General features: G+C 39.4%; 27 protein-coding genes, 1 other RNA gene, 1 pseudogene and 1 riboswitch. Of the genes and pseudogenes, 12 read left to right on the forward strand and 17 right to left on the reverse strand.

Going from position 1 to position 26,704, the window contains the following annotated elements; translation table 11 throughout:
* Positions 1 to 10: 10 nt before the first annotated feature.
* On the reverse strand, positions 11 to 1,051 hold the full coding sequence (locus tag AC1DEF_RS09190) for a C45 family autoproteolytic acyltransferase/hydolase (protein WP_097823535.1): 1,041 nt from the start codon (positions 1,049 to 1,051) through the stop codon (positions 11 to 13).
* Positions 1,052 to 1,193: 142 nt separating this feature from the next.
* On the opposite strand from AC1DEF_RS09190, the gene AC1DEF_RS09195 reads away from it, so the two are divergent.
* From AC1DEF_RS09195 to AC1DEF_RS09205, 3 genes are all read left to right on the forward strand, one after another.
* On the forward strand, positions 1,194 to 3,071 hold the full coding sequence (locus tag AC1DEF_RS09195; RefSeq protein WP_097823536.1) for a terpene cyclase/mutase family protein: 1,878 nt from the start codon (positions 1,194 to 1,196) through the stop codon (positions 3,069 to 3,071).
* 331 nt (positions 3,072 to 3,402) lie between these two features.
* The gene (locus tag AC1DEF_RS09200; RefSeq protein ID WP_016763968.1) at positions 3,403 to 3,945 is read left to right on the forward strand and encodes a GNAT family N-acetyltransferase; all 543 of its coding nucleotides are present in this window, start codon (positions 3,403 to 3,405) and stop codon (positions 3,943 to 3,945) included.
* 101 nt (positions 3,946 to 4,046) lie between these two features.
* A complete protein-coding gene (locus AC1DEF_RS09205; protein WP_034652505.1) occupies positions 4,047 to 4,241 on the forward strand; it encodes a hypothetical protein in 195 nt (64 codons plus the stop codon).
* Between the two features lies 1 nt (position 4,242).
* Here the strand turns inward: AC1DEF_RS09205 and AC1DEF_RS09210 are convergent, their stop codons facing one another.
* The 4 genes from AC1DEF_RS09210 to AC1DEF_RS09225 all read right to left on the reverse strand — a co-directional run bounded on the left by AC1DEF_RS09210 (position 4,243) and on the right by AC1DEF_RS09225 (position 7,135).
* Positions 4,243 to 5,034: an ABC transporter ATP-binding protein gene (locus AC1DEF_RS09210; RefSeq protein WP_097823537.1), complete on the reverse strand. Its 792-nt coding sequence runs from the start codon at positions 5,032 to 5,034 to the stop codon at positions 4,243 to 4,245.
* 18 nt (positions 5,035 to 5,052) lie between these two features.
* Complete coding sequence (locus AC1DEF_RS09215) at positions 5,053 to 5,535, reverse strand: GNAT family N-acetyltransferase (protein ID WP_097823538.1); 483 nt, start codon at positions 5,533 to 5,535, stop codon at positions 5,053 to 5,055.
* Positions 5,536 to 5,693: 158 nt separating this feature from the next.
* Positions 5,694 to 6,170: a site-2 protease family protein gene (locus AC1DEF_RS09220; protein WP_013082995.1), complete on the reverse strand. Its 477-nt coding sequence runs from the start codon at positions 6,168 to 6,170 to the stop codon at positions 5,694 to 5,696.
* 146 nt (positions 6,171 to 6,316) lie between these two features.
* Entirely contained in the window at positions 6,317 to 7,135 is an 819-nt protein-coding gene (locus AC1DEF_RS09225; protein WP_255255755.1) for an AraC family transcriptional regulator, read from the reverse strand.
* Positions 7,136 to 7,273: 138 nt separating this feature from the next.
* On the opposite strand from AC1DEF_RS09225, the gene lacZ reads away from it, so the two are divergent.
* Positions 7,274 to 10,378 (forward strand): beta-galactosidase, LacZ type, encoded by a 3,105-nt coding sequence (gene lacZ / locus AC1DEF_RS09230; protein ID WP_097823540.1) that lies wholly within the window; start codon positions 7,274 to 7,276, stop codon positions 10,376 to 10,378.
* A 36-nt stretch (positions 10,379 to 10,414) separates the two neighbouring features.
* Here the strand turns inward: lacZ and AC1DEF_RS09235 are convergent, their stop codons facing one another.
* The 4 genes from AC1DEF_RS09235 to AC1DEF_RS09250 form a co-directional block, all read right to left on the reverse strand.
* Positions 10,415 to 11,326, reverse strand: coding sequence for an EamA family transporter (locus tag AC1DEF_RS09235; protein ID WP_097823541.1), 912 nt, complete (start codon positions 11,324 to 11,326; stop codon positions 10,415 to 10,417).
* 98 nt (positions 11,327 to 11,424) lie between these two features.
* The gene (locus tag AC1DEF_RS09240; RefSeq protein ID WP_043982191.1) at positions 11,425 to 13,341 is read right to left on the reverse strand and encodes a vWA domain-containing protein; all 1,917 of its coding nucleotides are present in this window, start codon (positions 13,339 to 13,341) and stop codon (positions 11,425 to 11,427) included.
* An 11-nt stretch (positions 13,342 to 13,352) separates the two neighbouring features.
* Entirely contained in the window at positions 13,353 to 14,267 is a 915-nt protein-coding gene (locus AC1DEF_RS09245) for an AAA family ATPase (protein ID WP_097823542.1), read from the reverse strand.
* Positions 14,268 to 14,398: 131 nt separating this feature from the next.
* Positions 14,399 to 14,629 (reverse strand): YkvS family protein, encoded by a 231-nt coding sequence (locus tag AC1DEF_RS09250; protein WP_013056869.1) that lies wholly within the window; start codon positions 14,627 to 14,629, stop codon positions 14,399 to 14,401.
* Between the two features lie 421 nt (positions 14,630 to 15,050).
* Here AC1DEF_RS09250 and AC1DEF_RS09255 point away from each other — a divergent pair, with 421 nt between their 5' ends.
* Both AC1DEF_RS09255 and AC1DEF_RS09260 read left to right on the forward strand, forming a co-directional pair.
* A complete protein-coding gene (locus tag AC1DEF_RS09255) occupies positions 15,051 to 15,545 on the forward strand; it encodes an RNA polymerase sigma factor (RefSeq protein ID WP_016763958.1) in 495 nt (164 codons plus the stop codon).
* Positions 15,542 to 16,732, forward strand: a complete 1,191-nt coding sequence (locus AC1DEF_RS09260; RefSeq protein ID WP_043982187.1) for an anti-sigma factor — start codon at positions 15,542 to 15,544, stop codon at positions 16,730 to 16,732. The genes AC1DEF_RS09255 and AC1DEF_RS09260 overlap by 4 nt, the downstream gene beginning before the upstream one ends.
* A 149-nt stretch (positions 16,733 to 16,881) precedes the next feature.
* Here the strand turns inward: AC1DEF_RS09260 and AC1DEF_RS09265 are convergent, their stop codons facing one another.
* A complete protein-coding gene (locus AC1DEF_RS09265; protein WP_176521229.1) occupies positions 16,882 to 17,334 on the reverse strand; it encodes a helix-turn-helix transcriptional regulator in 453 nt (150 codons plus the stop codon).
* Positions 17,335 to 17,487: 153 nt separating this feature from the next.
* On the opposite strand from AC1DEF_RS09265, the gene AC1DEF_RS09270 reads away from it, so the two are divergent.
* From AC1DEF_RS09270 to AC1DEF_RS09280, 3 genes are all read left to right on the forward strand, one after another.
* Positions 17,488 to 18,108, forward strand: coding sequence for a hypothetical protein (locus AC1DEF_RS09270; RefSeq protein ID WP_097823544.1), 621 nt, complete (start codon positions 17,488 to 17,490; stop codon positions 18,106 to 18,108).
* A gap of 109 nt (positions 18,109 to 18,217) precedes the next feature.
* Positions 18,218 to 18,395: non-coding RNA, 6S RNA (ssrS, locus tag AC1DEF_RS09275), on the forward strand.
* A gap of 147 nt (positions 18,396 to 18,542) precedes the next feature.
* Positions 18,543 to 18,971, forward strand: coding sequence for a pyridoxamine 5'-phosphate oxidase family protein (locus AC1DEF_RS09280; protein WP_013082985.1), 429 nt, complete (start codon positions 18,543 to 18,545; stop codon positions 18,969 to 18,971).
* A gap of 27 nt (positions 18,972 to 18,998) precedes the next feature.
* On the opposite strand, the gene thiE is transcribed toward AC1DEF_RS09280, so the two are convergent.
* The 3 genes from thiE to AC1DEF_RS09295 form a co-directional block, all read right to left on the reverse strand.
* Positions 18,999 to 19,643 (reverse strand): thiamine phosphate synthase, encoded by a 645-nt coding sequence (gene thiE, locus AC1DEF_RS09285; protein WP_050688722.1) that lies wholly within the window; start codon positions 19,641 to 19,643, stop codon positions 18,999 to 19,001.
* A 13-nt stretch (positions 19,644 to 19,656) separates the two neighbouring features.
* Entirely contained in the window at positions 19,657 to 20,463 is an 807-nt protein-coding gene (gene thiM, locus AC1DEF_RS09290; protein ID WP_097823546.1) for a hydroxyethylthiazole kinase, read from the reverse strand.
* A gap of 73 nt (positions 20,464 to 20,536) precedes the next feature.
* Positions 20,537 to 20,645, reverse strand: a riboswitch (TPP riboswitch).
* A gap of 92 nt (positions 20,646 to 20,737) precedes the next feature.
* The gene (locus AC1DEF_RS09295) at positions 20,738 to 21,580 is read right to left on the reverse strand and encodes an S-Ena type endospore appendage (protein WP_097823547.1); all 843 of its coding nucleotides are present in this window, start codon (positions 21,578 to 21,580) and stop codon (positions 20,738 to 20,740) included.
* Positions 21,581 to 21,717: 137 nt separating this feature from the next.
* Here AC1DEF_RS09295 and AC1DEF_RS09300 point away from each other — a divergent pair, with 137 nt between their 5' ends.
* Both AC1DEF_RS09300 and AC1DEF_RS09305 read left to right on the forward strand, forming a co-directional pair.
* Positions 21,718 to 22,101: an S-Ena type endospore appendage gene (locus AC1DEF_RS09300; RefSeq protein ID WP_097823548.1), complete on the forward strand. Its 384-nt coding sequence runs from the start codon at positions 21,718 to 21,720 to the stop codon at positions 22,099 to 22,101.
* Positions 22,102 to 22,300: 199 nt separating this feature from the next.
* Positions 22,301 to 23,194, forward strand: a pseudogene (locus AC1DEF_RS09305) (exosporium glycoprotein BclB-related protein); the annotation flags it as partial.
* An 82-nt stretch (positions 23,195 to 23,276) separates the two neighbouring features.
* On the opposite strand, the gene AC1DEF_RS09310 reads toward AC1DEF_RS09305, so the two are convergent.
* From AC1DEF_RS09310 to AC1DEF_RS09325, 4 genes are all read right to left on the reverse strand, one after another.
* On the reverse strand, positions 23,277 to 24,494 hold the full coding sequence (locus AC1DEF_RS09310; RefSeq protein WP_097823550.1) for an MFS transporter: 1,218 nt from the start codon (positions 24,492 to 24,494) through the stop codon (positions 23,277 to 23,279).
* Positions 24,495 to 24,590: 96 nt separating this feature from the next.
* Positions 24,591 to 25,190 (reverse strand): TetR/AcrR family transcriptional regulator, encoded by a 600-nt coding sequence (locus AC1DEF_RS09315; protein ID WP_013056860.1) that lies wholly within the window; start codon positions 25,188 to 25,190, stop codon positions 24,591 to 24,593.
* Positions 25,191 to 25,361: 171 nt separating this feature from the next.
* Entirely contained in the window at positions 25,362 to 25,520 is a 159-nt protein-coding gene (locus tag AC1DEF_RS09320) for a hypothetical protein (RefSeq protein WP_477727349.1), read from the reverse strand.
* A complete protein-coding gene (locus AC1DEF_RS09325; RefSeq protein WP_477727350.1) occupies positions 25,513 to 25,977 on the reverse strand; it encodes a GNAT family N-acetyltransferase in 465 nt (154 codons plus the stop codon). The genes AC1DEF_RS09320 and AC1DEF_RS09325 overlap by 8 nt, the downstream gene beginning before the upstream one ends.
* Before the next feature lie 170 nt (positions 25,978 to 26,147).
* Here AC1DEF_RS09325 and AC1DEF_RS09330 point away from each other — a divergent pair, with 170 nt between their 5' ends.
* Positions 26,148 to 26,654: a hypothetical protein gene (locus tag AC1DEF_RS09330; protein WP_013082979.1), complete on the forward strand. Its 507-nt coding sequence runs from the start codon at positions 26,148 to 26,150 to the stop codon at positions 26,652 to 26,654.
* Positions 26,655 to 26,704: the final 50 nt, after the last annotated feature.

Below are 26,704 nucleotides of genomic sequence, written 5' to 3' on the forward strand. Positions count from 1 at the left end.
ATGCTGCTCCTTACTGAAACGGAAATGGTTCATCTGTATTTACCGTTCCTTTTATTTTCGTTATAGTTAATTGTTCTCCTTTCACCCAATCTTCAAACGAGAAAATGAGAGGCTTTGCTTTTCGTCCAATCCCCACAATGACTTGCAGCGTCTCCGGTACATATGCTACTGTATGAAGCGTTCCAGCAGAATTCCGATAATCTTCTTTAAAAATACCGTATTCATCTTCATTAAATAAAGAAAAAGCTTCAAGAGGCGATAGCTTTTTTTCAATATGATCTCGAATATGATCGAGCCTTTCCTTTGACTCTACCAAATGATGACGATTTTCTTCGACCAGCTGATTAAAATGGTTCGTACACCCCATCATCGTCCCTCTTTGTACATGAACGCCTCGTCCAGATGCTTCGACTACTGCTCCCTGCCCGCTGCGGTCATAAATGGAATAATTAAACGCATGACGATGCGGTGCTCTTTCTAAAATAGCAATAGCCTCTTCTGTCGTTTCACATGTTTCTAAAATAAACCGAGCGAGCGTACAGCAAATAAATCCGTTTGTTTGACGGCGGCGATTAACAAAATGATAGCCAATTGCCAGTCCTTTTTCATTCATTCCATCCATTCGCCCAATCATTCTCGTTCCAAATCCGACGCTTGCATATCCTTCATTTGGCTGAAAAAGCAAAAATCGACCTTCGTACGTTTTAGGATGATAATCGTAGTTTCGTACATACACGCCGTGCTGCATAAGAGCCGAACATCCCGTTTTTCTCCACTCTTGCTGATACCCGCTGTATTCATGAATAACGTCTTCAAGAGGCCAATCTAAGCCTTCTGCTAAGCCCACTAGCTCATCCCACAGTCCACGAGCAAATAAGTCGTAATAATGACGAGCTTCTTTTGCTATCGTTTGATAGCTTCGTAATGAACGTTTTCTTCTTTTTTGATGATTTTTAAACAGCTTTGTTCCTTTATGTAATTTTCCTTGCATTTCACCAAGCTCTCGGTAAGAGCCTCGTCCTTGAATGACTTCTACCTGTATTTCTTTCACTTCTATCACTCCAATTTTCCAGTACCTTTATTGTGCAGCAAGCGCTCTATTCTTTGCAACTTTCTCCTCTCATAGAACTCTCTTCCTTTGAATACAGTTATAAAGAAACAGGTCGAAAGATTGAAAAGCATTATCATAAGAGGTGATCATATTGCTAAAGGAAGTTCAGCTAGAGATTCAGCGAAGAATCGCCTATCTGCGTCCAACACAAAAAAATGACGGGTCATTTCGCTACTGTTTTGAAACAGGCGTTATGCCTGATGCGTTTTTAATTATGCTTCTTCGCACCTTTGATTTAGATAAAGAAGTGTTGATTAAACAATTAACCGAACGGATCGTTTCCCTTCAAAATGAAGATGGTCTTTGGACGTTGTTTGATGATGAAGAACATAACTTATCCGCCACTATTCAAGCTTATACAGCTCTTTTATATTCAGGGTATTACCAAAAAAACGACCGGATTTTGCGAAAAGCAGAAAGATATATTATAGATTCGGGAGGCATTTCGCGCGCTCATTTTCTCACAAGATGGATGCTTTCTGTTAACGGTTTATACGAGTGGCCAAAGCTATTTTACCTCCCGCTTTCTCTTTTACTCGTGCCTACCTATGTACCGCTTAACTTTTATGAATTAAGCACTTATGCCAGAATTCACTTCGTTCCGATGATGATAGCAGGAAACAAAAAATTTTCACTTACTTCTAGACATACACCTTCTCTTTCTCATTTAGATGTAAGAGAACAGAAACAGGAATCGAAGGAAACTGCTCAAGAATCACGCGCTTCTATTTTTTTAGTCGACCATTTAAAACAGCTGGCTTCTTTACCTTCTTACATCCACAAGCTTGGTTATCAAGCAGCTGAGCGTTACATGCTAGAAAGAATTGAAAAAGATGGAACACTCTACAGCTACGCCACCTCTACTTTTTTTATGATTTACGGTCTTTTGGCTCTTGGCTATAAAAAAGATTCATTTGTGATCCAAAAAGCAATTGACGGGATTTGTTCACTACTTAGTACATGCAGCGGCCACGTGCACGTAGAAAACTCCACGTCAACCGTTTGGGATACCGCGCTGCTCTCTTACGCTCTACAGGAAGCAGGTGTACCGCAGCAAGATCCCATGATTAAAGGCACAACTCGCTATTTAAAGAAAAGACAGCATACAAAGCTTGGAGATTGGCAGTTTCATAACCCAAATACAGCGCCTGGAGGCTGGGGGTTTTCCGATATTAATACGAATAACCCTGACTTAGACGATACGTCTGCTGCTATCAGAGCTCTTTCTAGAAGAGCGCAAACCGACACAGATTATTTGGAGTCTTGGCAAAGAGGCATTAACTGGCTGCTGTCCATGCAAAACAAAGACGGGGGTTTTCCTGCATTTGAAAAAAATACCGACTCTATTTTATTTACTTATCTGCCGCTTGAAAATGCAAAAGATGCAGCGACGGATCCGGCTACTGCCGATTTAACCGGTCGAGTGCTTGAGTGTCTCGGAAACTTTGCTGGTATGAATAAATCCCACCCTTCGATTAAAGCTGCAGTAAAATGGCTGTTTGATCATCAATTGGATAACGGGAGCTGGTACGGCCGGTGGGGAGTTTGCTATATTTACGGAACGTGGGCCGCTATTACAGGACTCCGTGCTGTAGGGGTTTCTGCTTCTGATCCGCGTATCATCAAAGCTATCAACTGGCTCAAAAGCATTCAACAAGAAGACGGTGGATTCGGAGAATCATGCTATAGCGCTTCTTTAAAAAAATATGTGCCACTATCGTTTAGCACCCCTTCTCAAACGGCTTGGGCTCTCGATGCTTTAATGACAATATGTCCGTTAAAAGATCGATCCGTTGAAAAAGGAATTAAATTTTTACTGAATCCAAATCTTACAGAACAGCAAACTCATTACCCCACGGGAATTGGTCTTCCTGGACAATTTTATATTCAGTACCACAGCTACAATGATATTTTTCCTCTTCTTGCCCTTGCCCACTACGCAAAAAAACATTCTTCGTAAAAAGGGTGGGACAAAAGGAGTTTAGCTGAAGGAAGATCCGAACGATGAATCGAGATTCTTGCTTGAGAATCCAACTCGTTCGGATTTTTTTATTTGTAGGATGAACGTAGGCTTGCTTCATATATGTAGAGCAGTTAATGGGAAGCCAAGTCTTGCACGGAAATCAACCGCGGTGTAACAAGCACTCCATACTAGCACATTGATCCCATTTGTTTGTCTTGAGATTCGATGGACATAGTTGTGTCTCAATTTCTTTTTATACGTAAAAGCAGGTTTTTTAAGAAACAAGTGGAATACCTTTTTAAATGTTAGAAAAGAAAGGATGCATCAAATGAATAATGTTTCACCACTTTTAAAAGGAAAAAACGTGATACTAAGAAAACCAAAGGACAGCGATGTAAATGACTATCTAGCATGCAAACAAACAAAAGAACTTATTCGCATGTACGGAGGCGATACCCGAAACTTAAAACCTCTTACATTACAAGATGCCAAGCGGCACGTCGAGTACATAAAGTCTCAAAAGCTGAATTGGTGTATTGAATATCAGCAGCGTTTTGTTGGAGAGGCCCGGCTGACCGTTAACGAGTACGACCGGCGCGCACGGTATGCAATTGGTTTATTTGATTCCTCCGTTTGGAATCAAGGGCTAGGCACTGAAGTTACAAAATTGGTACTTGCGTATGCATTTGAACACCTTCACTTGCACAGAGTCGATTTACGAGTGCTCGAATACAACCATAGAGCCATTGCTTGTTATGAAAAATGTGGTTTTGTAAAAGAAGGAATAGAGCGTGAAGGTGCTTTTATTGAAGAAGCATTTCAGACAGATCTTATCATGAGTATACTCGAACAAGAATATTATCAGCTGTAGAAAAGAGAATCAGCTGTCATTATCTTACTTCTTTAAAAGTTCGTATAGCCCAAGCCTTTTGTGAATAAAGTAACATAACGATATAATCAAAGGAGCCAACGATGACAGCTTATGATTCCTCTTCTTTTGTATTTGTAACCATTGATAAACATGACATTGCTGCTTTTTTACTAATTGATATTATTTGCGGCACCACTATTTATGTAGCATGTAAACATTATCTTCACAATGAGCTTGTTTCCATTGCAAGCAGCGCTCTTTTTCCCATGGTATGTAAGAAGGTTTCTCGACGTTAGATCAGCTTTTTACCGGTACCGGTTCTTTTAATGACAGCCAAGTGCGTTCCTTCTGCTGCTTAATCTCTACGGCGTGATTAAAAAATTTAGAAAGATGCGGCTCAGTGAGCTGGTCTTTCGTTTTCCCAGAAGAAAACACTTCTCCTTGGCGCATACAAAGCGTATGGGTAAAGCAAGGCAAAATTTCTTCTACATGGTGAGTAACATAAATAAGCGTAGGCGCTTTTGGCTGCTCTGCCATTTTTGCAATCAGCTGAAGAAGCTGTTCTCGGGCCATTATATCTAGACCTGTACATGGCTCATCAAGTATTAAAAGCTTTGGTGAAGCCATAAGAGCTCGGGCAATTAGCACCCGCTGGCGCTCTCCTTGAGAAAGTGTTCCGTACGCCTGATTTTGTAAATCTGCGCAATTTAGCAGCTGCATTAATTCTATGGCTTGGTTCATATCTTTTTGCTCCACTTGTTCATATAAACCAATAGATGCAAATTTGCCGCTTAAAATCAATTCTAAAACCGTATCGTCATCTCGAAACCGCTGCTGAAGCGAAGAACTTACCCACCCGATTTCTTTTCTGAGCTCAGACAGATTTGTTTCTCCAAATTTCCTTGAAAGAACTTCTACTTGACCTTTTGTAGGCCAGATATATCCGTTGATTATATTTAAAAGCGTCGTTTTTCCGGAACCATTTAACCCAAGCAAACACCAATGTTCCCCTTTTCCCACTAACCACGACACGTTTTTTAAAATTTCTTTTTCTGCTCGTTTTACCGAAACGTTCTTAATTTTGATCATGCTACCACTCCTATACTCTCATTTTTCATTATATATACTATAAAAGAATAACGATTTATCCCATTTGTTAACTTGCTTTTCTTTTTTCATGCCAATTCTTTCAGCCACTTTAATCGATGGGAAATTGTCAGGATCTATTAATGATATAATCTTCTGAAATTTCAGCGTATGAAGTCCATAATCTAAGCAAGCTTTTGCTGCTTCCCTCGCATAGCCTTCCCCCCAGCGGCTGCGTAAAAATAAATAACCAAGTTCTGGATCTACCTTTCCGTCTACTTTTTGAAGAACCATGCCGCACTGCCCTAGAAACTCTCCTTTCCTTTTATCCTCAGCGATCCACATGCTAATGCCGTACGTTTGATAATGCTGCTTCATCCATTGAATCCAGCGGCGTGTGTCTTGTTCGCTTTTAGTAGAAGAATAATACTTCATTGCTTCAGCATCCTCAAAGATTTTCAGTAAATTTCCTGCATCGCTTTCGGCCATGGCTCGCAGCGTCATTCGTTCTGTCTCAATAATCGTATGAATCCTCTCCTTTCTTACATTCCAACATCTTCTATCTTTATTATCCGCTACTATTTTCTTTTCGTAAAGTTTTCCTTTTTTTATTTAAATGAACGAGAAAAAACGCACCAAAAAAGGCTGCTGCACACAGCCCTTTAATCTGGATCACACGTTTTCCCGTACCGTAATACGTTATATATAGCACGTCCATCACTTGCAGTTGTCTCTGTATATTGAATTGGCAGCAGTGAGAAAATAACATAATAGACTGAAAAATAAACAAATTGATAGCAAAATATATCTTCAGGCAGAATATTAGCCATAATTAATCCATTTATTATAAAAATAGTAAGCAAATTAAACAGTACACCACCAGCATACACCACTGCATGAGAAATGCGACTGTCATTCTTAAGATTTTCATATTTACAAAACGAGTCTAAAAAGTAGACTGACTTAATTTTAAACTTCCCCATTTTAAGAATCGTTTTCCCTCGCCCAATAGTAAAATCGACCTTCCCTCCGAAAATAATTGCCATGACGGAATGCCCCAGCTGATGAACAAATGATACAAGTGGCAATACAAGACAGAATGACCACACAAACTTTGGAAGATCATTTAACCCAAACACGTTTATCCCTCCTTTTTGTTTCTTCTCTCTACTTTTCCTCCCCGTTTTCACTTAAAACTACATTTAATTTCTTTTTTAAAACTCGTACGAAATAACCAGCATACACACCGTGCCTTATGACCTAGACAAAACCCGATATATGTAGCTTATGAAAAATACATTTTCCGAAAAATAGTTGGCGTAACGTTTTCCTGTTCTTTGAAACGCTTGATAAAGTAGCTTGGATGTTCATACCCTACTTGTCTTGCTATATCTTGTACAGAGATTTGGTTGTTTTTAAGCAGCAGTTTCTTTGCTTTTTGAATCCGCACGCGCGTTACGTATTCAAATGGCCGGGTGCCAAGAGATTGTTGAAAAAGCAAACACGTATACTGCTCCGTTACGTTGAGCTGCTGCGCCAGTACTTCTAGCGTTAACGGCTGATGATAATATTCCTCGATATAACGAAGGACTGGGTTTAGCTGAGTAATTTGCTGCAGGCGACTTTTGCTTTCTATATATACGCTGTCTTGGCGAAGTTTTAAAATGACGCTGTATAGTAGTTCAGAGCACTGCATGGTGCTAGAGGTATGATTTTCTTCTAACCGATCCATTAGTTCTTGAAGCATCCTGTAAAGACTTTCAGCATTTGTAAGGACGATTTTTCCCGAATTAATAAATTGAAGAGAAAGCATGATATCATCAATCACACTTCCGTTAAAAGAAACCCAGCATACTTGCCATTCGCTCGTAACGGGATAGTATTCGTGCGGAACGTGCGGCGTCAGAAACATCCCTTCATTTTCTTTTATAATATAAACCTCGTCGTTTACACGAAGCTCGCCTCTTCCTTTTAGGCATTGAATCCATTGATAATCAGGAAACTCTCCCTGACGCTTAATATGCGTTTGGTGTCTCCAGCTTCCAGCGCTTGTAACATAGAATGGCAGTTTCATATCTTCATCTGAAAGAGCCGGAAAGTACATACGGTCCACATTACTTCCCCCTTTTTATGTGAATATAGTTATATTATCATGAAAATAATTAGATTGATAAGGTTTTCAGAAAACGTTATCATTTTCATATAAACTAATAACCTAGTACTTTAGAAATGAGGGATCGACGTGTTAAAAACCGGCAAGAAATTTCATTATACAGCACCTGCAAACGGATACCCTGAATGGAATAACAACCCTGAAATTTTTCAATTGAACCGTTCAAAAGCACACGCTTTACTTATGCCTTATCAAACGGTCGAAGAGGCCTTGAAAAATGATAGAAAATCTTCTGTTTACTATCAAAGCTTAAATGGCAGCTGGTATTTTCATTTTGCTGAAAATGCAGATGGCCGCGTCAAAAACTTCTTCGCACCTGAGTTTTCATATGAGAAATGGGACTCTATTTCAGTTCCTTCACACTGGCAGCTGCAAGGATATGACTATCCTCAATATACAAACGTGACATACCCTTGGGTTGAAAATGAAGAGCTCGAACCTCCTTTTGCACCGACTAAATATAACCCTGTCGGTCAGTACATCCGTACTTTTACACCTAAATCAGAATGGAAAGATCAGCCGGTGTACGTCAGCTTCCAAGGCGTCGAATCTGCTTTTTACGTATGGATTAACGGTGAGTTTGTTGGTTACAGCGAAGACAGCTTTACTCCAGCTGAATTTGATATAACTTCTTACCTTCAAGAAGGTGAAAATACGATAGCAGTAGAAGTATATCGCTGGAGTGATGCAAGCTGGCTTGAAGACCAAGATTTTTGGCGAATGAGCGGCATCTTCCGAGATGTGTATCTCTATTCTACTCCACCGGTTCACATCTATGACTTTAGCGTTCGTTCGTCGCTTGATAACAACTACGAAGATGGTGAACTTATCGTTTCAGCTGATATTTTAAATTACTTTGAGCACGATACTCAAGGTCTAACATTTGAAGCCATGCTGTATGACGCCAATGGCCAAGAAGTACTACAAGCTCCGCTGCAAACAAATTTAAGTGTGAGCGATCAACGTACAGTTTCCTTGCGTACACACATTAAAAGCCCTGCAAAATGGAGCGCAGAAAGTCCTAATTTGTATACGCTTGTAATCAGCTTAAAGAATTCTGCTGGTTCTATTATCGAAACAGAAAGCTGTAAAGTCGGCTTCCGTACGTTTGAACTAAAGAACGGTCTTATGACAATCAACGGCAAACGTATTGTACTTCGAGGAGTGAATCGCCACGAATTTGATTCAGTAAAAGGTCGGGCAGGCATCACGCGTGAAGACATGCTTCACGACATTTTGCTGATGAAACAGCATAATATTAACGCGGTGCGTACATCCCATTATCCTAACGATTCAGTATGGTATGAACTATGTGATGAATACGGGCTGTACGTTATTGATGAAACCAATTTAGAAACGCACGGAACGTGGACTTATTTACAAGAAGGTGAGCAAAAAGCCGTTCCAGGAAGCAAGCCAGAATGGAAAGAAAACGTATTGGATCGCTGTCGTTCCATGTACGAACGTGACAAAAACCACCCTTCTATCATTATTTGGTCGCTTGGAAACGAATCATTTGGCGGAGAAAACTTTCAGCATATGTATACCTTTTTTAAAGAAAAAGATTCCACGAGACTTGTTCATTACGAAGGAATTTTCCATCATCGCGACTATGATGCTTCAGATATAGAAAGCACGATGTACGTTAAGCCAGCAGATGTAGAGCGCTATGCACTAATGAATCCGAAAAAACCTTACATTTTGTGCGAATACAGCCATGCAATGGGTAATTCATGCGGAAATCTGTACAAATACTGGGAGCTGTTTGATCAATATCCGATCTTGCAAGGCGGTTTTATATGGGATTGGAAAGATCAAGCTCTTCAAGCAACAGCAGAAGACGGTACTTCTTACTTAGCTTACGGGGGAGATTTTGGTGATACTCCTAACGATGGTAACTTCTGCGGAAACGGCTTAATCTTTGCTGATGGGACAGCTAGCCCCAAAATTGCAGAAGTAAAAAAATGCTATCAGCCCGTAAAGTGGACAGCAGTCGACACTGCAAAAGGAAAGTTTGCCGTTCAAAACAAACACTTGTTTACAAACTTGAACGCCTATGATTTTGTTTGGACTGTTGAAAAAAACGGTGAACTCGTTGAAAAGCATGCGTCTCTTTTAAATGTAGCTCCTGATGGTACAGACGAACTGACGCTTTCTTATCCTCTTTGTGAGCAAGAAAATGAAGCTGACGAATTTGTTTTAACTCTTTCTCTCAGATTGTCTAAAGATACAGCCTGGGCTTCAGCTGGATATGAAGTGGCGTACGAACAGTTTTTGCTGCCTGCCAAAACCGCTGTGCCTTCAGTAAAAGCTGCTCATCCTGCTTTAACCGTTAACCAAAATGAACAAACGCTTACGGTTACAGGAACTAACTTCACGGCTATTTTTGATAAGCGAAAAGGACAGTTTATTTCTTACAACTACGAGCACACCGAGCTGCTTGCGTCGGGTTTCCGTCCAAATTTTTGGCGTGCAGTAACCGATAATGACCTCGGGAATAAACTGCATGAAAGATGTCAAACGTGGCGTCAAGCAAGCTTAGAGCAGCATGTGCAAAAAATAAGTGTTCAGCCGCAAATTGACTTTGTTATCATTTCGGTTGAACTAGCTTTAGACAACTCTCTTGCTTCTTGCTATGTAACGTATACGCTATATAACGATGGTGAAATGAAAATTGAACAATCTTTAGCACCTTCTGAGACAATGCCTGAAATTCCAGAAATCGGCACGCTGTTTACGATGAATGCGACTTTTGATTCTTTAACATGGTACGGAAGAGGACCTCATGAAAATTATTGGGATCGTAAAACTGGCGCTAAGCTGGCCCTTCATAAAGGCAGTGTAAAAGAGCAAGTCACACCGTATTTACGCCCTCAAGAATGCGGAAATAAAACGGACGTTCGATGGGCCACTATTACAAACGCTCAAGGACGCGGCTTTTTGATAAAAGGTTTGCCAACAGTCGAGCTGAATGCTTTACCTTACTCACCTTTTGAACTGGAGGCTTACGATCATTTTTACAAATTGCCGGCAAGCGATTCAGTAACCGTGCGGGTTAACTACAAGCAAATGGGCGTTGGCGGAGACGATAGCTGGCAAGCTAAAACACATCCTGATTACACACTATATGCTAACCGCTCGTATACAAACACGTTTACGCTAAAACCTCTATAAAAACAAGAAGGACTTTCATTTGAAAGTCCTTTTTACTTATGACGTCACCTCTGGCTTTCGCTGAGAAAGTAAAAATACCGTAGCGATAATAAGAATCGTACCTAACCACTCCGTCCATCCAAAGGTCACATGAAGCCATAGAACAGAGAGCGCCGCTGCTGATAAAGGCTCTGCTGACGCAAGAACAATGGCTTCAGAAGCGCTAATATGCTTCAAGCTTTCCAAATAGCAATAAAATGCAATGAGCGTTCCGAAGATGATTACAAATAACACCGCACACAGCGACAATAGCGACCATTCACCTGCTATATGCCACGGCGGGTGAATAAATGAAAAACTTACGCCGCCTATCACCATTCCCCAGCCTACTACTTCAATTGAGCTCCATTTCGTAAGAAGACGCTTAGGCTGAAGCGTATAAAAAGCAGACGTCACAGCTGCCCCAATTCCCCAAAACAACGCCCATCCTGTAATAGACAGCTCGTTAAAATTCCCGCTTGTTGCAAGAAAAAAGGTCCCCGTTATGACGAGCGCAACAGAAATCATTTCTACTTTCACCGGCCACTTTCTTGCTTGCACAGCTAAATAGCCAATAATAAATATTGGCGACGTATATTGAAGCACTGTAGCTGTAGCAGCGTTTCCTGCTTCAATAGCTGCAAAATATGTATACTGCACGCCGAGCATACCGATTACACCAAACAAAAGCAGCGAAGTCCTCTCTTCTTTTGTTTTCCAAATTGCAAAAATATTACGCTGCTTAGAGGCTATTGCCAAAAGTAATAATCCGGATACTAACATACGAACGACGACCAGCCATTCTGCGTTAAAACTTTTATGCTGAAATAAATATTGAGCCACCGTGCCAGATACTCCCCACATTGTGGCGCCAATGATTACAAGCAGCAGCCCCCATGCTCTTCTAGATGACGTTTGAACTCCTTCCACTTGCCATTCCTTCTCTCTTTTTCATATATATTTAACTTACCTCGCTCTTCTTTAACGGTCAATAGCAAAAAAAGTCGAAGCATATTGCTTCGACTTTTTTAAATGCTTTTATGAAGTAATTTCTTGAGTAAAGGAAATAGCACATCGGGAAGTTCTTCGATGTTTGGTACTAGAATACTATATTTCCCGTACATATTTTGAATGGTTTTCTTTTGTCCTTCATCAATTTCCCCGTTGGATAAAAAGACGTTGATGACTTCAATTCCGTGCTTGCGTGCTTCCAATACCGCTTCGTGCGTATCTACAATACCATTTTGTTCATATCCCATAGCGGCTGGTTCACCGTCTGAAAACACAAGTAAAAACTTCTGCTGTTCAGAACGCTGAAGCAAGCGGCGTGTCATATGGCGAATGGCAAATCCATCACGGTTGTCTTCTTCAGGCTCAAGCTGCATAATTTCAGGACCGCTTTTACGCTTTAACGATGCTTGAAAGTCCATAACTGTCTGCAGGTAGTTAGGCTGGCTCGTTTCGGTGGCATCATTTGTATCTTCCCAAAACCCTACAATTTGATGAGGCACCATAACAGATTTTAACGCTTCATGAAATAGCGTAATCCCAAGCTTCGTTTCATCCATTTTGTCGTACATTGATGCGGAACAGTCAACTAAAAGAGAAAAGACGGCATCAATTTGCGCAGAATCTTCATCTTTTTTATAAAACAAACGAGGATTGTCGTCTGTCCATAGTTTTAGAAGCTTTTTATTTAATCGGCCAAAGTGCAGCTCGCTTCTAGGAAGCGTTTTTTTATGTTCAAGCGTTTTTTCAATCATTTGCTTTAATTTCTTTTGATACGATGCAATAATTTTTTTATTCTCATCATACTGAACAACGTGATCGTCGTTCGGAAGTTTAGAATCTATAAAAACAGCATAGGCATGCTTATTTTCTTTCCCATACTCATAATCCGCTTCCCCGTCTTTTTCCGGATGCGTTTGCTCCATGGCTTCGATTTGAGAATAATCGTTCCGCGATGTTTTTTGAGAAGACCCTTGCACCATGCCCATTGCTTGATCTCCATCGTCGCCTTCACGAACACCATCGCCTAGCATGTCTGTTTTTGAGCCTTGATCCATATCAAACTGTAGAAAACTTTGCGTCGCTTCGCTTGTCTCTCGATGCCACATTTCCATTTTCTCTTCGTGAATGTCTTCATCTCCGTCTTTTTCATGCTCTAAAATATCATCGTTCACTAATGAATCTTTGCGTTTTAGATCTTCAAATGTTAACCCTTCTTCTAACTGATCATACTGAAGTTCAGCCAAGAAGAAATAAGTATTAAGCATATCTTTTTCAACAATATCATCAAAGACATCTACAAGTTCAAGACAGATGCGCGATACATCTTTTGTTGTTTTAGCTTCATATACATTTGTTAGCTGTCTGCGGATAAAAGGCATCGCTAAATTAATCGATTCACTCATTGAAGGAATTTCTTCAAATGGATTTTCAGCCGTCAATAGCAAGTAGATGCCGTTAAAAAGTGCATCCGTATACACGCTTTTTGTTAGATTTGCGCTCATTTGTGTAGCAAAATATTTTCTATAGAGCTGTCTTCTGACGGCGAAGGCTTTTTTCGTTCCAGGGCGTTCGCGTTTGCATACTTCTTCTAAACGAATATCTTCAAACAGCATAAACAGCTGCTTAGCTAAGCCAGGTACCGAGGTTTTATTTATTTTCTTTAAATATGCATTAATTTCTTTGAAGTTTGAATGCTTATAGCTTCCAATACTTCTTAAAAATACATCACTTTTTAAGCCGTACACTTTGTCTTCTTCTGGACGGTTATCCCAAAAGTGACTGAGATAAATAATGCCGTGTACAGGATCATAATAAGAAGAAACGCGATACTCTACTTCAATTTCATCATTTTTTGTTAATGTTTTCGTTAAATCTGCCAGCTCCATATAGAGAAAGGAATCTACATTTTTGTCGTTAAATTTAATAAATCGCATAGCGCCACTCCTTACTCAAATAATGTTTCAGCAATATTTTGAATGGCGGCTTTTTCCCTTTCATCTTCTAGCTTTTCAATAATACCGCGTCTAATCGCGCGAAGAGGCGGCATATAAAGAGCTAAATCACACGTATCGATAAGCGCACGAATAGACGCAGCTTCTTCTGATACATGGCCGCTTTGAACTTGAGTAATTAAATCCGCAGAGAGCGTAACAAATTTATCAATTAATTTTTCGTCTTTTAACTGAGACTGAGACATCAGAACTTGCTTTAAGCTGCCTCCTTGAATATACGGCACTTCAATAACAACAAAACGATTTTTTAACGCTTCGTTTAATGGAACGGTACCAACATACCCCTCATTAATAGCCGCTACTACGCCGAACGTTTGCTGACCGCGTACTACATCTCCAGTGAATGGGTTCGTAATCATTTTTCGGTAATCAAGAACCCCATTTAAAATAGGAAGTGTTTCAGGTTTAGCCATATTAATTTCATCAATATATAATAAATGCCCTTTTTTCATTGCCTGAATAACAGGTCCTTCCACAAACTCAATACCTGTTTTCCCTTCTTGTTCAGCAATTGTTTTAAAACCAAGCAGCGCTTCTGCATCTAAGTCAACCGAGCAGTTAACGCTATGCATCGGCTGAGAAAATAAATACGACAGCGTTTCAGCAAGCTTTGTTTTACCTGAACCTGTTGGTCCTTTTAAAAGTACGTTTTTCCCTAGTGACAAGGCAATAATAGCATCTTCTAAAATATCTGCTTCTTCTGCTGTATAGCCGCCTTTTCCAATTAATAGCTGATCAGCATCGGACAAGTTTTCATATTTACGATTCGCTAAAAGCGAAAGAACCTCTTGTGGTAATGATAATTGTGATAGTTGAATTGACATAACAAAAATCCTTTCTTTCTGCATACTTTCTATAGTTTACTAAAAAACATTCTTCTTCTCAAAGAATTGCTTTACCTACGCTTTTCTCTAAGGTTTCCGATAGAAAAACCGCAGTCTTTAAACATATATTCAGTAAAAAAAAGTAGGTTATTCACCTACTTTTTTACGATTTTATAGTTTTTATGATTAACGACTGTTTTCATGGATTCGCCCGTTTCAGCATCTTTCCCAAAATCTACGATAACCGAATTGTCTCGCACTACCATAACAATTCCTTTAAATCCTTTATAGTCGCCTTTTTTTGGCTGAATGGTATCGCCAACTTTAGCTGCTTTGACTTTAGGTGCTTGTTCTTCTGTACCTTGTGTATTTTCTACGTCCATCATGACCCCACCTTTTCCAATTTACCGTGTTTTTTATAAGTGAAAACACAATTTAATTTACTTTTTGTTGAAAATACTTAGTTTATTTTCCCACAAACATCCATGGTTAAACACCATGTGTTTGTCCATTTTTATTTTGCAAACAAACGCTGTATTTTTTATTATGTATGTAGCTGTTTTTTGTAAGAGCACATCCTTGTTCTATCATAACATTTTCTGTTTCCTTCGAACACCAATTACCCTTTAGTTTTTTAAAAAAATGACAAATTACATGGAATTATGTCGAATTTCATATGGTTTTCTTTTTAGTATGATAAGCTATATATCGTATTTTAAGCATCTTTTATCTATTACATACGATTTTTGATAAAAAAACCGAAACTTTTATCCACAAATTGCGTTGATTAAATGAAAGGGGGAGAAAATGGCACAACAGCATAACTTTGAACACATTTATAAACAGCACATGCATGATTTGCTGCGCTATCTTCTCTCTCTTACTCGCAGAAAAGAATCAGCGGAAGATTTAATGCAGGAGACCTTTTACCGGGCACTTTTACACTTAGAAACATATAAAGGCGAAGAAGTGAAGCCTTGGCTGTTCAAAATTGCTTATCACGCCTTTATTGACTGGTATCGAAAAGAAAAAAAACGCCCTACTGTCGAAATAGAAGAATGGCACTTTACTCCTCAGCCAAGTGCTGAAGAACAAGTGATGATTCAAAGTGAAATCGACGGCTGGCTTTCTGATGTATCTGCTTTGCCTCCGGCTAAGCAGAATATTGTACTGTTACGAGATTATCACGGCTTCACATATGAAGAGATTGCAGAAATGACTGGCTATACTCTGTCAAAAGTGAAAATGGACTTGTATCGTGGTCGTCAACAATTGAAAAAAAGAAAGGAAGAGGACGGATGAGCTGTCAAGATATGAAGCATCAATGGGAAAAATATAAAAACGGCACTTTGACAGACAAAGAAGCAGAAGCACTTGAAGAACATACGGAAAATTGTGAAGCATGCTCGGCTCATTTGGAGCACTTGCTAACTGAAGATGAACTGTTATCGCCAACTTCATCAGCTACTTCACTAAGTGACGATACGATGTTGGATAATAAAAAAGTTAAAAAGTCCATTTATATCGCCAAATGGAAGCAGCGCCTTTCAAATGTGACAACTGTCATTGGCTCTGTCGTTCTGCTATGGATAATCGGCAGCTTTTTATCTATTGTATATTATCATCAATCAAAAACCGAATACATAAACAGCGTGAATCAAGCGGCTATCGAATCTGCTTTTCCGAACGTTCATATACGTGAAACCACTTCTGATACACAGTCCTTTTTCCGCATGCAGTCGCAAATGGAAGCTTATAAGCAAATTGGACGTGAGGAGCAGGCCATTGGGACGTTTACATTTCATCAGCTGTTTGATAAAACAAGCGGTGTAGAAAAAGAATTTTCCGGCGGCAAATACGACCTTAACCTTTCTTTTGTCTATCCTGATCCCAAAAAACTAAAGCTGCATGCAAAAGAGTATAAGGAATGGACAAACGAAACATGGAAAGCGTTAGAAAATCTACCAAAAGGAACGGTAAGCGAAGTGGCTATTTCTTTTGATGATACGTATTCGCTAAAAGAAGTTCAGCAAAAAATGAACGCCATCGACAGCCGTGATTTTTCTACCTCTTGGTACGCGCTTAATACAGGGCACGAACAAAAAACAAGCACAAAAGATGAGCCATTAATTGACTTAACATCAACATTTGGCTTTCCAGAGTTTTTAGACTTACCTTACGATCACAAAGGAAATCAAACCCACTCTACTAGCAAGTCGAATGTTTTAAATATGATGAAATTATTAGCCGATAATGAAGAAACGGTCCAAAAAGTTCGTCAGCTAGACCATTCCGATCTGTTGCTAAAGCAGCGATATTCTTATGTAAAAAAACACGGCGTCGGTGTGTACGGCGTTGTGATTACAGGGCCTACAAAAAAGCTTCTGAAATTAAAGAATGATCCGTCAATCACATATGCGTCACTTGGAGATGTAGAGCTATGGAATTGGTTCAGTCGTCCCTCATCAGGTACGTTAATGAATCAGTAGTGGCTGAGACAAAAGTATAGCAGTGGAAGAAAAATCCGAACGATAAATCAAGACTCTTGATGGAGAATCAAATTCGTTCGGATTTTTTTATGGATAGAGTGAACGTAGGTTTCATATATGCAGTGATTTTGTTATGTCCCGGCCTCTTTTTATTCATTCGTTAATTGTTCAAACCTTTTTACCGCTTCGCTTTTATCAAATGAACTAAACCATCGATAGTCTTGGTCATCTAAAATGCGATAGTGCTGACTAATCATATTTTGCTGCAGACGAAAAAAGCCTTCTTTTTGAATTTCTTTCCACCATACTCTTCCTCCGAGCGTTTTATCTTTTGGAGAAGATACGCCGTTATGAGCAATGATTTCTACTACTTCTAAAGGAACGTCTCCTAAAACCGATTGAAGGATTTCACTGTCACCAAACAAACCGCATACTGCAACAGTGGTCGTCCACCCTGCTTCTGTGCGCCCTTTTTCAATTTGAACCAATGTTTTTTTAGAAATACCAATGACTTCAGCCATTCTGTCTTGTGAATAGTTTCTTTCTAAACGAATTAATCGTATTTTATCCGATACTGATTTAATTACTTCTTGTTTATTCATTTTCACAGCCCTTTCTTTCTATACACGTACATTTCTTTAGTGTAATATTACACCTAATTAAAGAAGAGTTTCAAGCGTTTCCCTTCGTCACAAGACGGGGAAATATACTGAAATGGTTTTTGTACACTAAAACAAGTAAAAGGAGTTGAGAATATGTATATCATTGTATGGGCTATGCTTGTACTATACGCCTTGCTGCTAGCTCCAGGAGCAAGCGCCGGTAATGATTTGCTGTTTAAAAATCTTATCACAGGAAATTTTCAACAGGTAGATCCGCTCGTGGTTATGGTATTCTCTTTTTTAGGACTTTTCCCAGTATTGTTTATGGTAATGATCTGTAAAAAAGATACATACAAACTGCCTGGATGGCCATTTTCTCTTCTATCATTTGCGCTTGGAGCTTTTTCTCTTTTGTTCTATTATCATTGGAAAGGACAAAAAGTTCGAACATGTTCGCGTATTCCTTCACGTTTCATTGCTATCATTTCTTCTCGTCTATGGATTGGATTATGCTTAGCGCTCACGATTGCAGGTTACGCATACGGACTATCCTTAGGTTCAATAAAAGCTTATGGAGATGCTTTTATGCAGTCACAGCTTGTTAGCGTGATGACCGCTGATTTTTTTGTTTTAACGTGGCTTTCTTACTCCGTTATGACAAAAGAAAGGATAGCATCCCGCCCTTACCTTCTTTTATGTTTCATTCCAGTTGCGGGCCCTTTTCTTATTTTGTTGCTGTTTCCCCGCCAAGATGTTAGAGAAGAAAAACTTTAAATAAAAGTCTTGCGTTCCATTCATTATTCCGTTATAATCATTTCTTGTACGATGAAAGTTGATTAATTAGAAAACATTTATATATCGGCATTTTATTTACATTTGTTATACATACCTGCGCTGTGCGTATACTCATGTTGTCTTAAACCTTTGAGTGTTAAAAGGGAGCTCAAAATTTAGCTGCAGATAGCACGCCCTTCTTGGGACGCTAAACCCGGCTATGAGGGCACCCACCTAGTAGATCTGGGTATTTAAGACACTTAGGGTTACGGCAGTGCGGGCTTATTTTTTAGTTAGCTGTAGCTAGCTTTTTTTATTTTTCATTTTAATAGTTTACATAATTATTTTATTGTTAACTTATATTTTTTTTAGACATGTATGTTTTATTTATCTTCGATTGAGGAACATAAAAAGTAATAAAGGAGATGGATAAAATGAATGAACAAAAAATTGCTAAAAAAGTAAACGAAGTATTAGAAGGAAATCGTGTAGGAACATTAGCCACAGTTGTAAACAACAAACCCCACTCTCGCTATATGACATTCTTTAGCGATGAAGATGGTATCGCTCTTTACACACCAACAAATATCAATACACATAAGGCAGAGGAAATCGAAGCCAATCCGAACGTGCACGTACTATTGGGCTACAGCGGCGAAGGATATGGCGATCAATACTTAGAATTATCTGGTACAGCTGTTCTTCGTACTGGTGATCAATTAAAAGGGCGTATATGGAATGATCACATGAAAGAATGGTTTGACGGTCCAAATGACCCTGAGTATGTTGTTCTTGAAATTACGCCGAACGAAATTCGCTTTATGAATGAAGGCGAAGAAACTCCTCAAACTGTTCAGCTATAATAAAAAAGCGCACACTGTGCGCTTTTTTTATTTTCCTACCGCTTCTTTCAATTGAGCTGCTTTTTCTTTTGGAGACGCTGCTAAGCTAATCGCGGTAATAATAGAAACGCCATCTGCACCTGCTTCTACTACTTGTTTGGCATTTTCAGGCGTGATCCCGCCGATTCCTACAATTGGAAAGTCAATATTCTGGTTTCGCACTTCTTCAATTAACTTTGTACCTTGCACTGCTTTTGCGTCTTTTTTTGTAGAAGTAGGAAAAACAGGTCCCATTCCTACATAATCTGCCCCGTCTTTTATCGCTTGCTGCAGCTCTTGTACATTATGAACAGAGACGCCTACAATTCCTTTTCCTATTTTCTCTCGAACAATATGAGCTTTTTCATCTTCTTGTCCAATATGAACGCCATCTGCTTGTAAGCGGATCGCTAAGTCAAGATCATCATTCACAACAAAAGGAACGCTGTGCTGCTGACAAATTTGCTGAAGTTCCTTCGCCAGCTGATATTTCGCTTCTCCTGTTAGGGCACCTTCGCCTTTTTCACGGAATTGAAACACAGTAACTCCGCCTTCAATTGCTTCTTTCAACACTTCTCTCGGATCTTTTGTACAGTTATTGCTGCCCATTATAAAATAAACTTGCAGCAACTTTTTGATTTCTTCATTTGTCATTTTCCGGCTCCTTTTAACGTTGATGTACTCTTGCATATGATTCAATATCCTGCCCAGATAAAAGATGAAGCTGATTTAACAGCTCAATTTGAAAGCTTCCCGGCCCTTCTTCACCTTTTTTCTCTGCGGCGATTTCACCCGCCACTCCGTAAAAACTTAAAGCAGCAACGCTTGCCTCGACATATTCTTTTTCTACAGCAGCGAAAGCTCCTATAATTGATGTCAGCAGACATCCAGTCCCCGTCACTTTCGTAAATAACGGGTGACCGTTGTCTACTGTATACGTTTTGTTTCCATCTGTGATTACATCTTGTTTACCCGTGATAACAATCACCGTATCTAATTTGTTCGCTGCTTTCTCAGCAAGTTCAATGACGTCTCCTTGCCCTTCTAATGAATCAACGCCTTTAATGAGCCATGACTCGCCTACTACATTCGCAACTTCAGCAGCGTTACCACGAATAACTGCCATATTTAATTCTTCTACAAGCTGACGTGCTACTTCTGTACGAAACGGTGTCGCTCCGGCTCCTACAGGATCGAAAATAACCGGCACGCCATTTTCATTTGCTGATTTTCCTGCTATTCTCATCGCTTCTACTTCCTGAGCCGTCAGTGTACCCATATTTAAGACAAGCGCTCCGGCGATTCGTGCCATGTCAGCCACTTCTTCTTTCGCATAAGCCATAACAGGTGAAGCTCCTAGTGCAAGCAGTCCATTTGCTGTAAAGTTGGTTACCACAACATTCGTAATATTATGAACAAGCGGACTTATGTCTCTTACTTTCTCTAATTGAGCTGAAATTTTACTAATATCCATGTTTTTTCACTCTTTTCATTTAGTTTTAACACTGCAAAAAAGACAAAAAAGCACCTTGCATGCGCAAAGTGCTTTGGTATGTACTCACATTCCCTGCGCTGGCATTATCCAACAGGTTCAAATGGTCAACAGGCGTCCCTGTACTCTCAGCCTGCCCCGCGCAAGCTCCCATACTATTCTTGTTACGTTTAAAGTTTACTATTAACCTTTTTTATTTGCAACCGTTTTACTGTTTTTGAGCGTTAATGAGACTATTCAACATCTTACATATGGATTAAATTTCATCTCTACTTTGAAGATCTTTACTGTTAATACAGATCACGGCATCCTCTGTTGCGATAACATTCAAACAAAGCGATACAATAGCAAAAAAACTGTAGTTTCTTTTTTGTTGCTTTTTAAACACAAAACATTCGCAATGAGAACTTGCCAATTCACACTCAACTTTACTATTTTCAGACAAACACAACCATACTGAAAGAATCTCGTCAAAATATACATGTGTTGAAAAAAAAGTACCGTTTTGTTTTTTTAGTTTTACTTCTATAAAGCCTTCAATAAGAATATGAACATTTTTTAACGTGACAGTTTTATCATCAATTTGTACCATGCGACTTTTACGGTTGTTAACAGCCGAAACTTCTGTATACTTTATTTTGTCTTTTACTAGGTGGCATACTGGTTTATGTGAAAAATCAATTTCACTAGCGGGAAGAAGATAATTTAATTGAATACTACATTTACCTTTGTACATATCTCCTTTTTGCTTTTGAATTGAAATACTAAAGACGTTACTAAGCGTTAAAGTATGAGCTCCTTTGCGAAGAATAATAAATCTTTCTCCTTCATTAATATCCAATAGCAGCTTGTTTGTATTTAACTTATCTATGGTAAGATTAAGTGTACAACTAATTCCAGATATGTTGTCTGCTCTCCAAAGTATATAGTTAGAATTTTGGAATCGATTAACGTAAAAATCACTACAAATTATATCTTCTGCAGGAACCCCTTCTTGAAATTCTTCTTGAAATTTGATCTCCGATGATGTTTGGATCCAATCTTGTACGACAGGTGTTGAAATCGCAATATGCCTATGATTAAGTGGGGATTCAGCCATACTCCCACCTCATTTATATTTTTATATTTACATTATGTTTATTTTAATTTAAATATGAATAAAGTCCCGTGAACATGCACCAAAAAATAGTTTTCTCATTTTATAAACTATAAAAAATAAAAGAAGGTGTGAAATAAATGGGATGTAACTCAGATAGTAACTCAGCGATTTTGGGAAATTGTTTTAACCAAACGGAATACGTGAAGGATCAATTATGTACTCAGTTTACAATTGCTCCTGCCGCTGCTCCTGATAATACAGTTGTTGTTTACCAAGCCATAAACGAGTCAGTGGTCGCTTCTTTTGTTCTACGCAACACTGGAACAGTCGCTTTTACAGTAACTGTTACAAATGCAGCAGGAACAGACATTATAGGTCCTGATCTTGAAATTGCTCCAGGTGAATCTTTACTAAGAACTGTTGATAATTTAGGATCTATTTCTATTACAGGTCCAATCCCACCTGAAACCGCATCAGCAAAAGCTAACCTAGATATTGTAGTAAGATATACATTAAATTAAGTTGTTTAAAATCACTGCAGAATATTAATTTTGCAGTGACTACCACCTTATCTGCAATTACATAAAGCCCATTTAAATAAACCTATGCTCTTAATATAAATAAACTTACTGAATACGTTATAATAAATAACCTTTCTTTCAATATAAATTAAAAGAGGTAATCAAAATGGACGACAAATGCTGCAATTCTAGACCAATCGGTAGCTGTTTTTGCAACGGAATAACCGGAGCTACCGGCGTTACCGGAGCTACCGGTGTCACTGGGGCTACCGGTGTCACTGGGGCTACCGGTGTTACTGGGGCTACCGGTGTCACTGGGGCTACCGGTGTTACTGGGGCTACCGGGGCTACCGGCGTTACCGGAGCTACCGGTGTTACTGGGGCTACCGGCGTTACCGGAGCTACCGGCGTTACTGGGGCTACCGGTGTCACTGGGGCTACCGGTGTCACTGGGGCTACCGGTGTTACCGGAGCTACCGGTGTCACTGGGGCTACCGGTGTTACTGGGGCTACCGGCGTCACTGGGGCTACCGGTGTTACTGGGGCTACCGGCGTCACTGGAGCTACGGGAATTGCCATTGGAGGTGCGATGATTCCCTATGCATCAGGTACAACTATAACCGTTACTACTATTGTAGGGGGGCTAGTTGGGACCAATGGACTTATAGGATTTGGAAACTCTGTTTCAGGAGTTTCTATCGTTGGAGGAACAATTGATCTTACCGGGGCAAGCGGGACACTTCTTAACTTTGCATTTTCAGTTCCTAGAGATGGCACTCTTACAGCCATCGCAGCTTATTTTAGTACAACATTAGGTTTAAGCTTATTGGGTACTACAGTAACGATTACTGCCCAGCTATACCGTTCAACAACTCCGAATAATATCTTTTCACCTGTTCCCGGAGCATCAGTAAACTTAACGCTTTCAGGAACAATTGCCATCGGAACTACTATAAACGGAATCACTCAAAATTTAAATATACCTGTTACATCCCAAAATCGATTATTAATGGTGTATTCAGCAACTGCTACAGGTCTTTCCTTAGTTAACACTATTACAGGTTATGCCAGTGCGGGGATAACGATTGCCTGATCATAAGAAAACCACGAAAACCCACTGCTGAAATTAACAGTGGGTTTTCGTTTTTTATATGTTACTAGCTTTTCGTTACCTATTATTTCTCTTGAACGGTTTGATTTCTCACAGCTGTTTTTCGATCTTTCCCTGCCCCTAAAGATAAAAGAAAACAAAGCAGCAGAACAAGTGCAGCCGATACGTACGGATAATTAATGTTTATATCAAAAAGAAAGCCTGCTACAACGGGTCCAATAATATTCCCAAGACTTGTATAAGCAGAATTTAGTCCGGCTACATACCCTTGGTCGTCTTGTGCCATCATCGACATTTGCGTGCTGATTGCCGGACGTAAAATATCTGTTGCTAAAAAGACGATGAATGTCACAACAATAATAAGCCAGTACGTGTGCACAAACAGCGTAAGTAAAATAAAAAGTCCCGTCATCATCAAGCAAAACGAAATCACTCTTTTTTCACCAAACTTATTTAAAATCCAGCCAAAAATCGTAACCTGCACTACGGCCCCCGCAATAGAGCCAAACGTAATAACAAACGCAATATCTTTGGGCGTAAAGCTAAATTTATGATCAACAAATAGCGAAAAAATCGTTTCATAATTGGATAATCCAAACGATGTCACAAAAACAATAATTAAACTTAAAAAATAAGGTTCTTTATAGGAATTCATAAGCTGGAGTAGCAGCCGATCTTCTTTTGGATTCTCATTGTTTGAAACAGCATGATTTTGTACAGGACGAGACTCTGGCAAAACAAAAAGCGTAATCACTGCAGCCAAGCCGCCTGCTACTGCGGCCATATAAAATGGTACACGCATGCCGTATTCAGCTAAAAAGCCGCCAATACCAGGTCCAATAATAAATCCTGTTGTAATCGCCGCCGTCACATAGCCCATTCCTTTAGCACGTTCTTTAGCAGACGTCACGTCCGCTGTATAGGCCATAACAGCAGGCATAATAAGCGCGGCCCCGACCCCGCCTAACATTCTCGATACAAATAATAAAAGAGGTGTACTTACTGAACCGAAGAACCATTCAGACAAGGCAAAAACAATCATTCCCGCTACAATAATTTTCTTTCTCCCTAACGAATCTGATAACCGTCCCGCTAAAGGTGAAAACAGAAATTGAGTCAGTGAAAACACCGCTACTAAAAGCCCCATCACGCTGCCGTTGATATGAAGCTCCGTCATATATGTTGGCATAATTGGAATAACGAGACCGATTCCTGTAAAAATAATAAAAATGTTTAGCATGAGCAGCAAAATCGCCGCTCGATTTCTTAACAATAATGACATATAAACCTCCTGATTACAAAAATACTGAACGTTCGGTCTATAAAAATACAAAATAATGAGGGATTACTCATTACCGCAATAAGCATCCCCGATTATTTAAGAAGACCTTGCTATAATTCCGTTTAAAAATACATCGATTGCTGAATGGTAAAGCTGCAGGGCATTTTCCGTGTTCGTTTTTCGAGACATGCGGCTCATTCCAACAAACAGCCCTTCTAAAATCACTGCAAGCTGTTCTGCATTTTTAGGAGAAAACTCTCCTTCATCAATCCCTTTTTGCAAAAGCTCCCGGTTAAACTCCACGTGTCGTTTCACCATCTCATCAATTCGCTCTTCGATGTCGCTGCCCTTTTCCTCGTTGTTAAAAAACTCATCGGCGGCTTTCGTAAGAGGATGATTTAAATCATCTAAAATGATTTGCTCCGCAATTCCAAAAAGCTTATCTCTTGTTGTTTTGTAAAGAGACTCTCTTTCTTTCCAGTTTCGTTCCCACTCGAGATCCCATTCGTCTATTAAATAGAGAAAAAGCCCTTCTTTACTTTTAAAGTGATAATAAATATTCCCTTTACTGCTTCCCGTAGCTTCTACAATTTCCTCAATAGATGTAGCTTTATAGCCTTTTTGAGAAAACAATGCTTTAGCGGCATCTGCCACTTTTCTTTTGGTTTGTTCACTTTGAAGCTTTTTTTTATTCAAGCTATTTCCACCGCCCCGCACATTTATTATTTATACTGAACATTCGTTTTGTATTATCTGACACCTATACTACATAGGAAAATCCTTTTTGTCTAGTGAAAAAACCTAGTTTATACCTTTTTATATGAATTATGACAAAACAAAAAACAAAGAGGTTGAGACATAACTAAATCAACCGCTAGAAGCCACTACATATATGAAACCTACGTTCACGTTCACCATCACCATAAAAAATCCGAACGATGAATCAAGATTCTTCATCAAGAATCTTGATTCATCGTTCGGATCTTCTTTAACTAAAATACGTTTGTCCCATCCTCTTTTAATCATTCAATTTCTTTGTCATAAATACACTGTATGGATCTTCTTTGTAAGTAGAAAACGGTTCGCCCTCGTAAAATCCAAAACTAGCGTACAGCTTTCTAGCCGGTTCAAAAGCAGACGCGGATCCTGTTTCTAAGCTTAAGCGTCGGTACCCTCGTTTTTGCGCTTCATTTATTATGTACTGCAGCAGCTCTCTAGCAATTCCTTTTCGCAAATGAGCTGCGGCTGTTCGCATCGATTTAATTTCTCCGTGGTGCTCATCTAACTCTTTTATAGCCCCGCATCCTGCTAGCTGGCTGTCTTCCCACACGCTCCAAAACGTAATATCACGGTGTTTTAAGCTTTCAACGTTTAGAGCATGAATACTTTCAGGGGGTGAATGTAAGTTCATTCCTTGAAGGTGAGAACTTACTAGTTCAATAACTTCATTGTTCGTTAAGTGGTCTCTTTTTATTTTAATCATTTTCTCTTCCTTCCTGCTACTAAGGGGTGGTCAACTGCAAGCCGACTTATGAATAAATTCACTGCCGACCTTTAAAAATCCTTTTATACACTCCCTTCTTTTTCTCCAGTTATTAAAACCGACTTTGCCAAGCAGATTTTTCATACATTGTTAAACGGAGGTGAAATTCGTTGAAGAAGGTTTTATTTTGTCTTGTCCCTCTTTTGTTTTTATTATCCGCCTGCTTTAGTGATCCTGTTCAAGATGATTTAATCGACTATAACAACCAAGATTTAAAAAAAGCCGCTCAGCTTGAAAAAGAAGCGATTGACGCATACGATTCTGTTACAGGCGCTAACTACACAAGTGACGCAGTGATGTATGATACGATGACGAGTGAAGTCATTCCTACTTATCGTAAATTTGTTGACGAACTGGAAAACATCGATGTAGAAACCGACGATCTTCGAAAGGTTCATGAAGGCTATATAAAGGCTGCCAATACCCAGTATAACGCTTTCATTAAAATTGTCAGCGCTTTAGAAAAGCAGGACCGCAACCTTATTGCTGAGGCAAATGCTATGCTTGATGAGGCACGAAAAGGCATACGCGATTACAATGCAGCTATTAAAAAGCTGGCTAAAGAACATGATGTAAAAATTGAAGAACCAAAAACACAGCGAGAAAACAGCCTATAGTTTTAATGCAAAAAGAAGGTCTCTAAAAATAGTAAGAGACCTTCTTTCGT

It is taken from the genome of Priestia sp. 10L35, assembly GCF_056395685.1.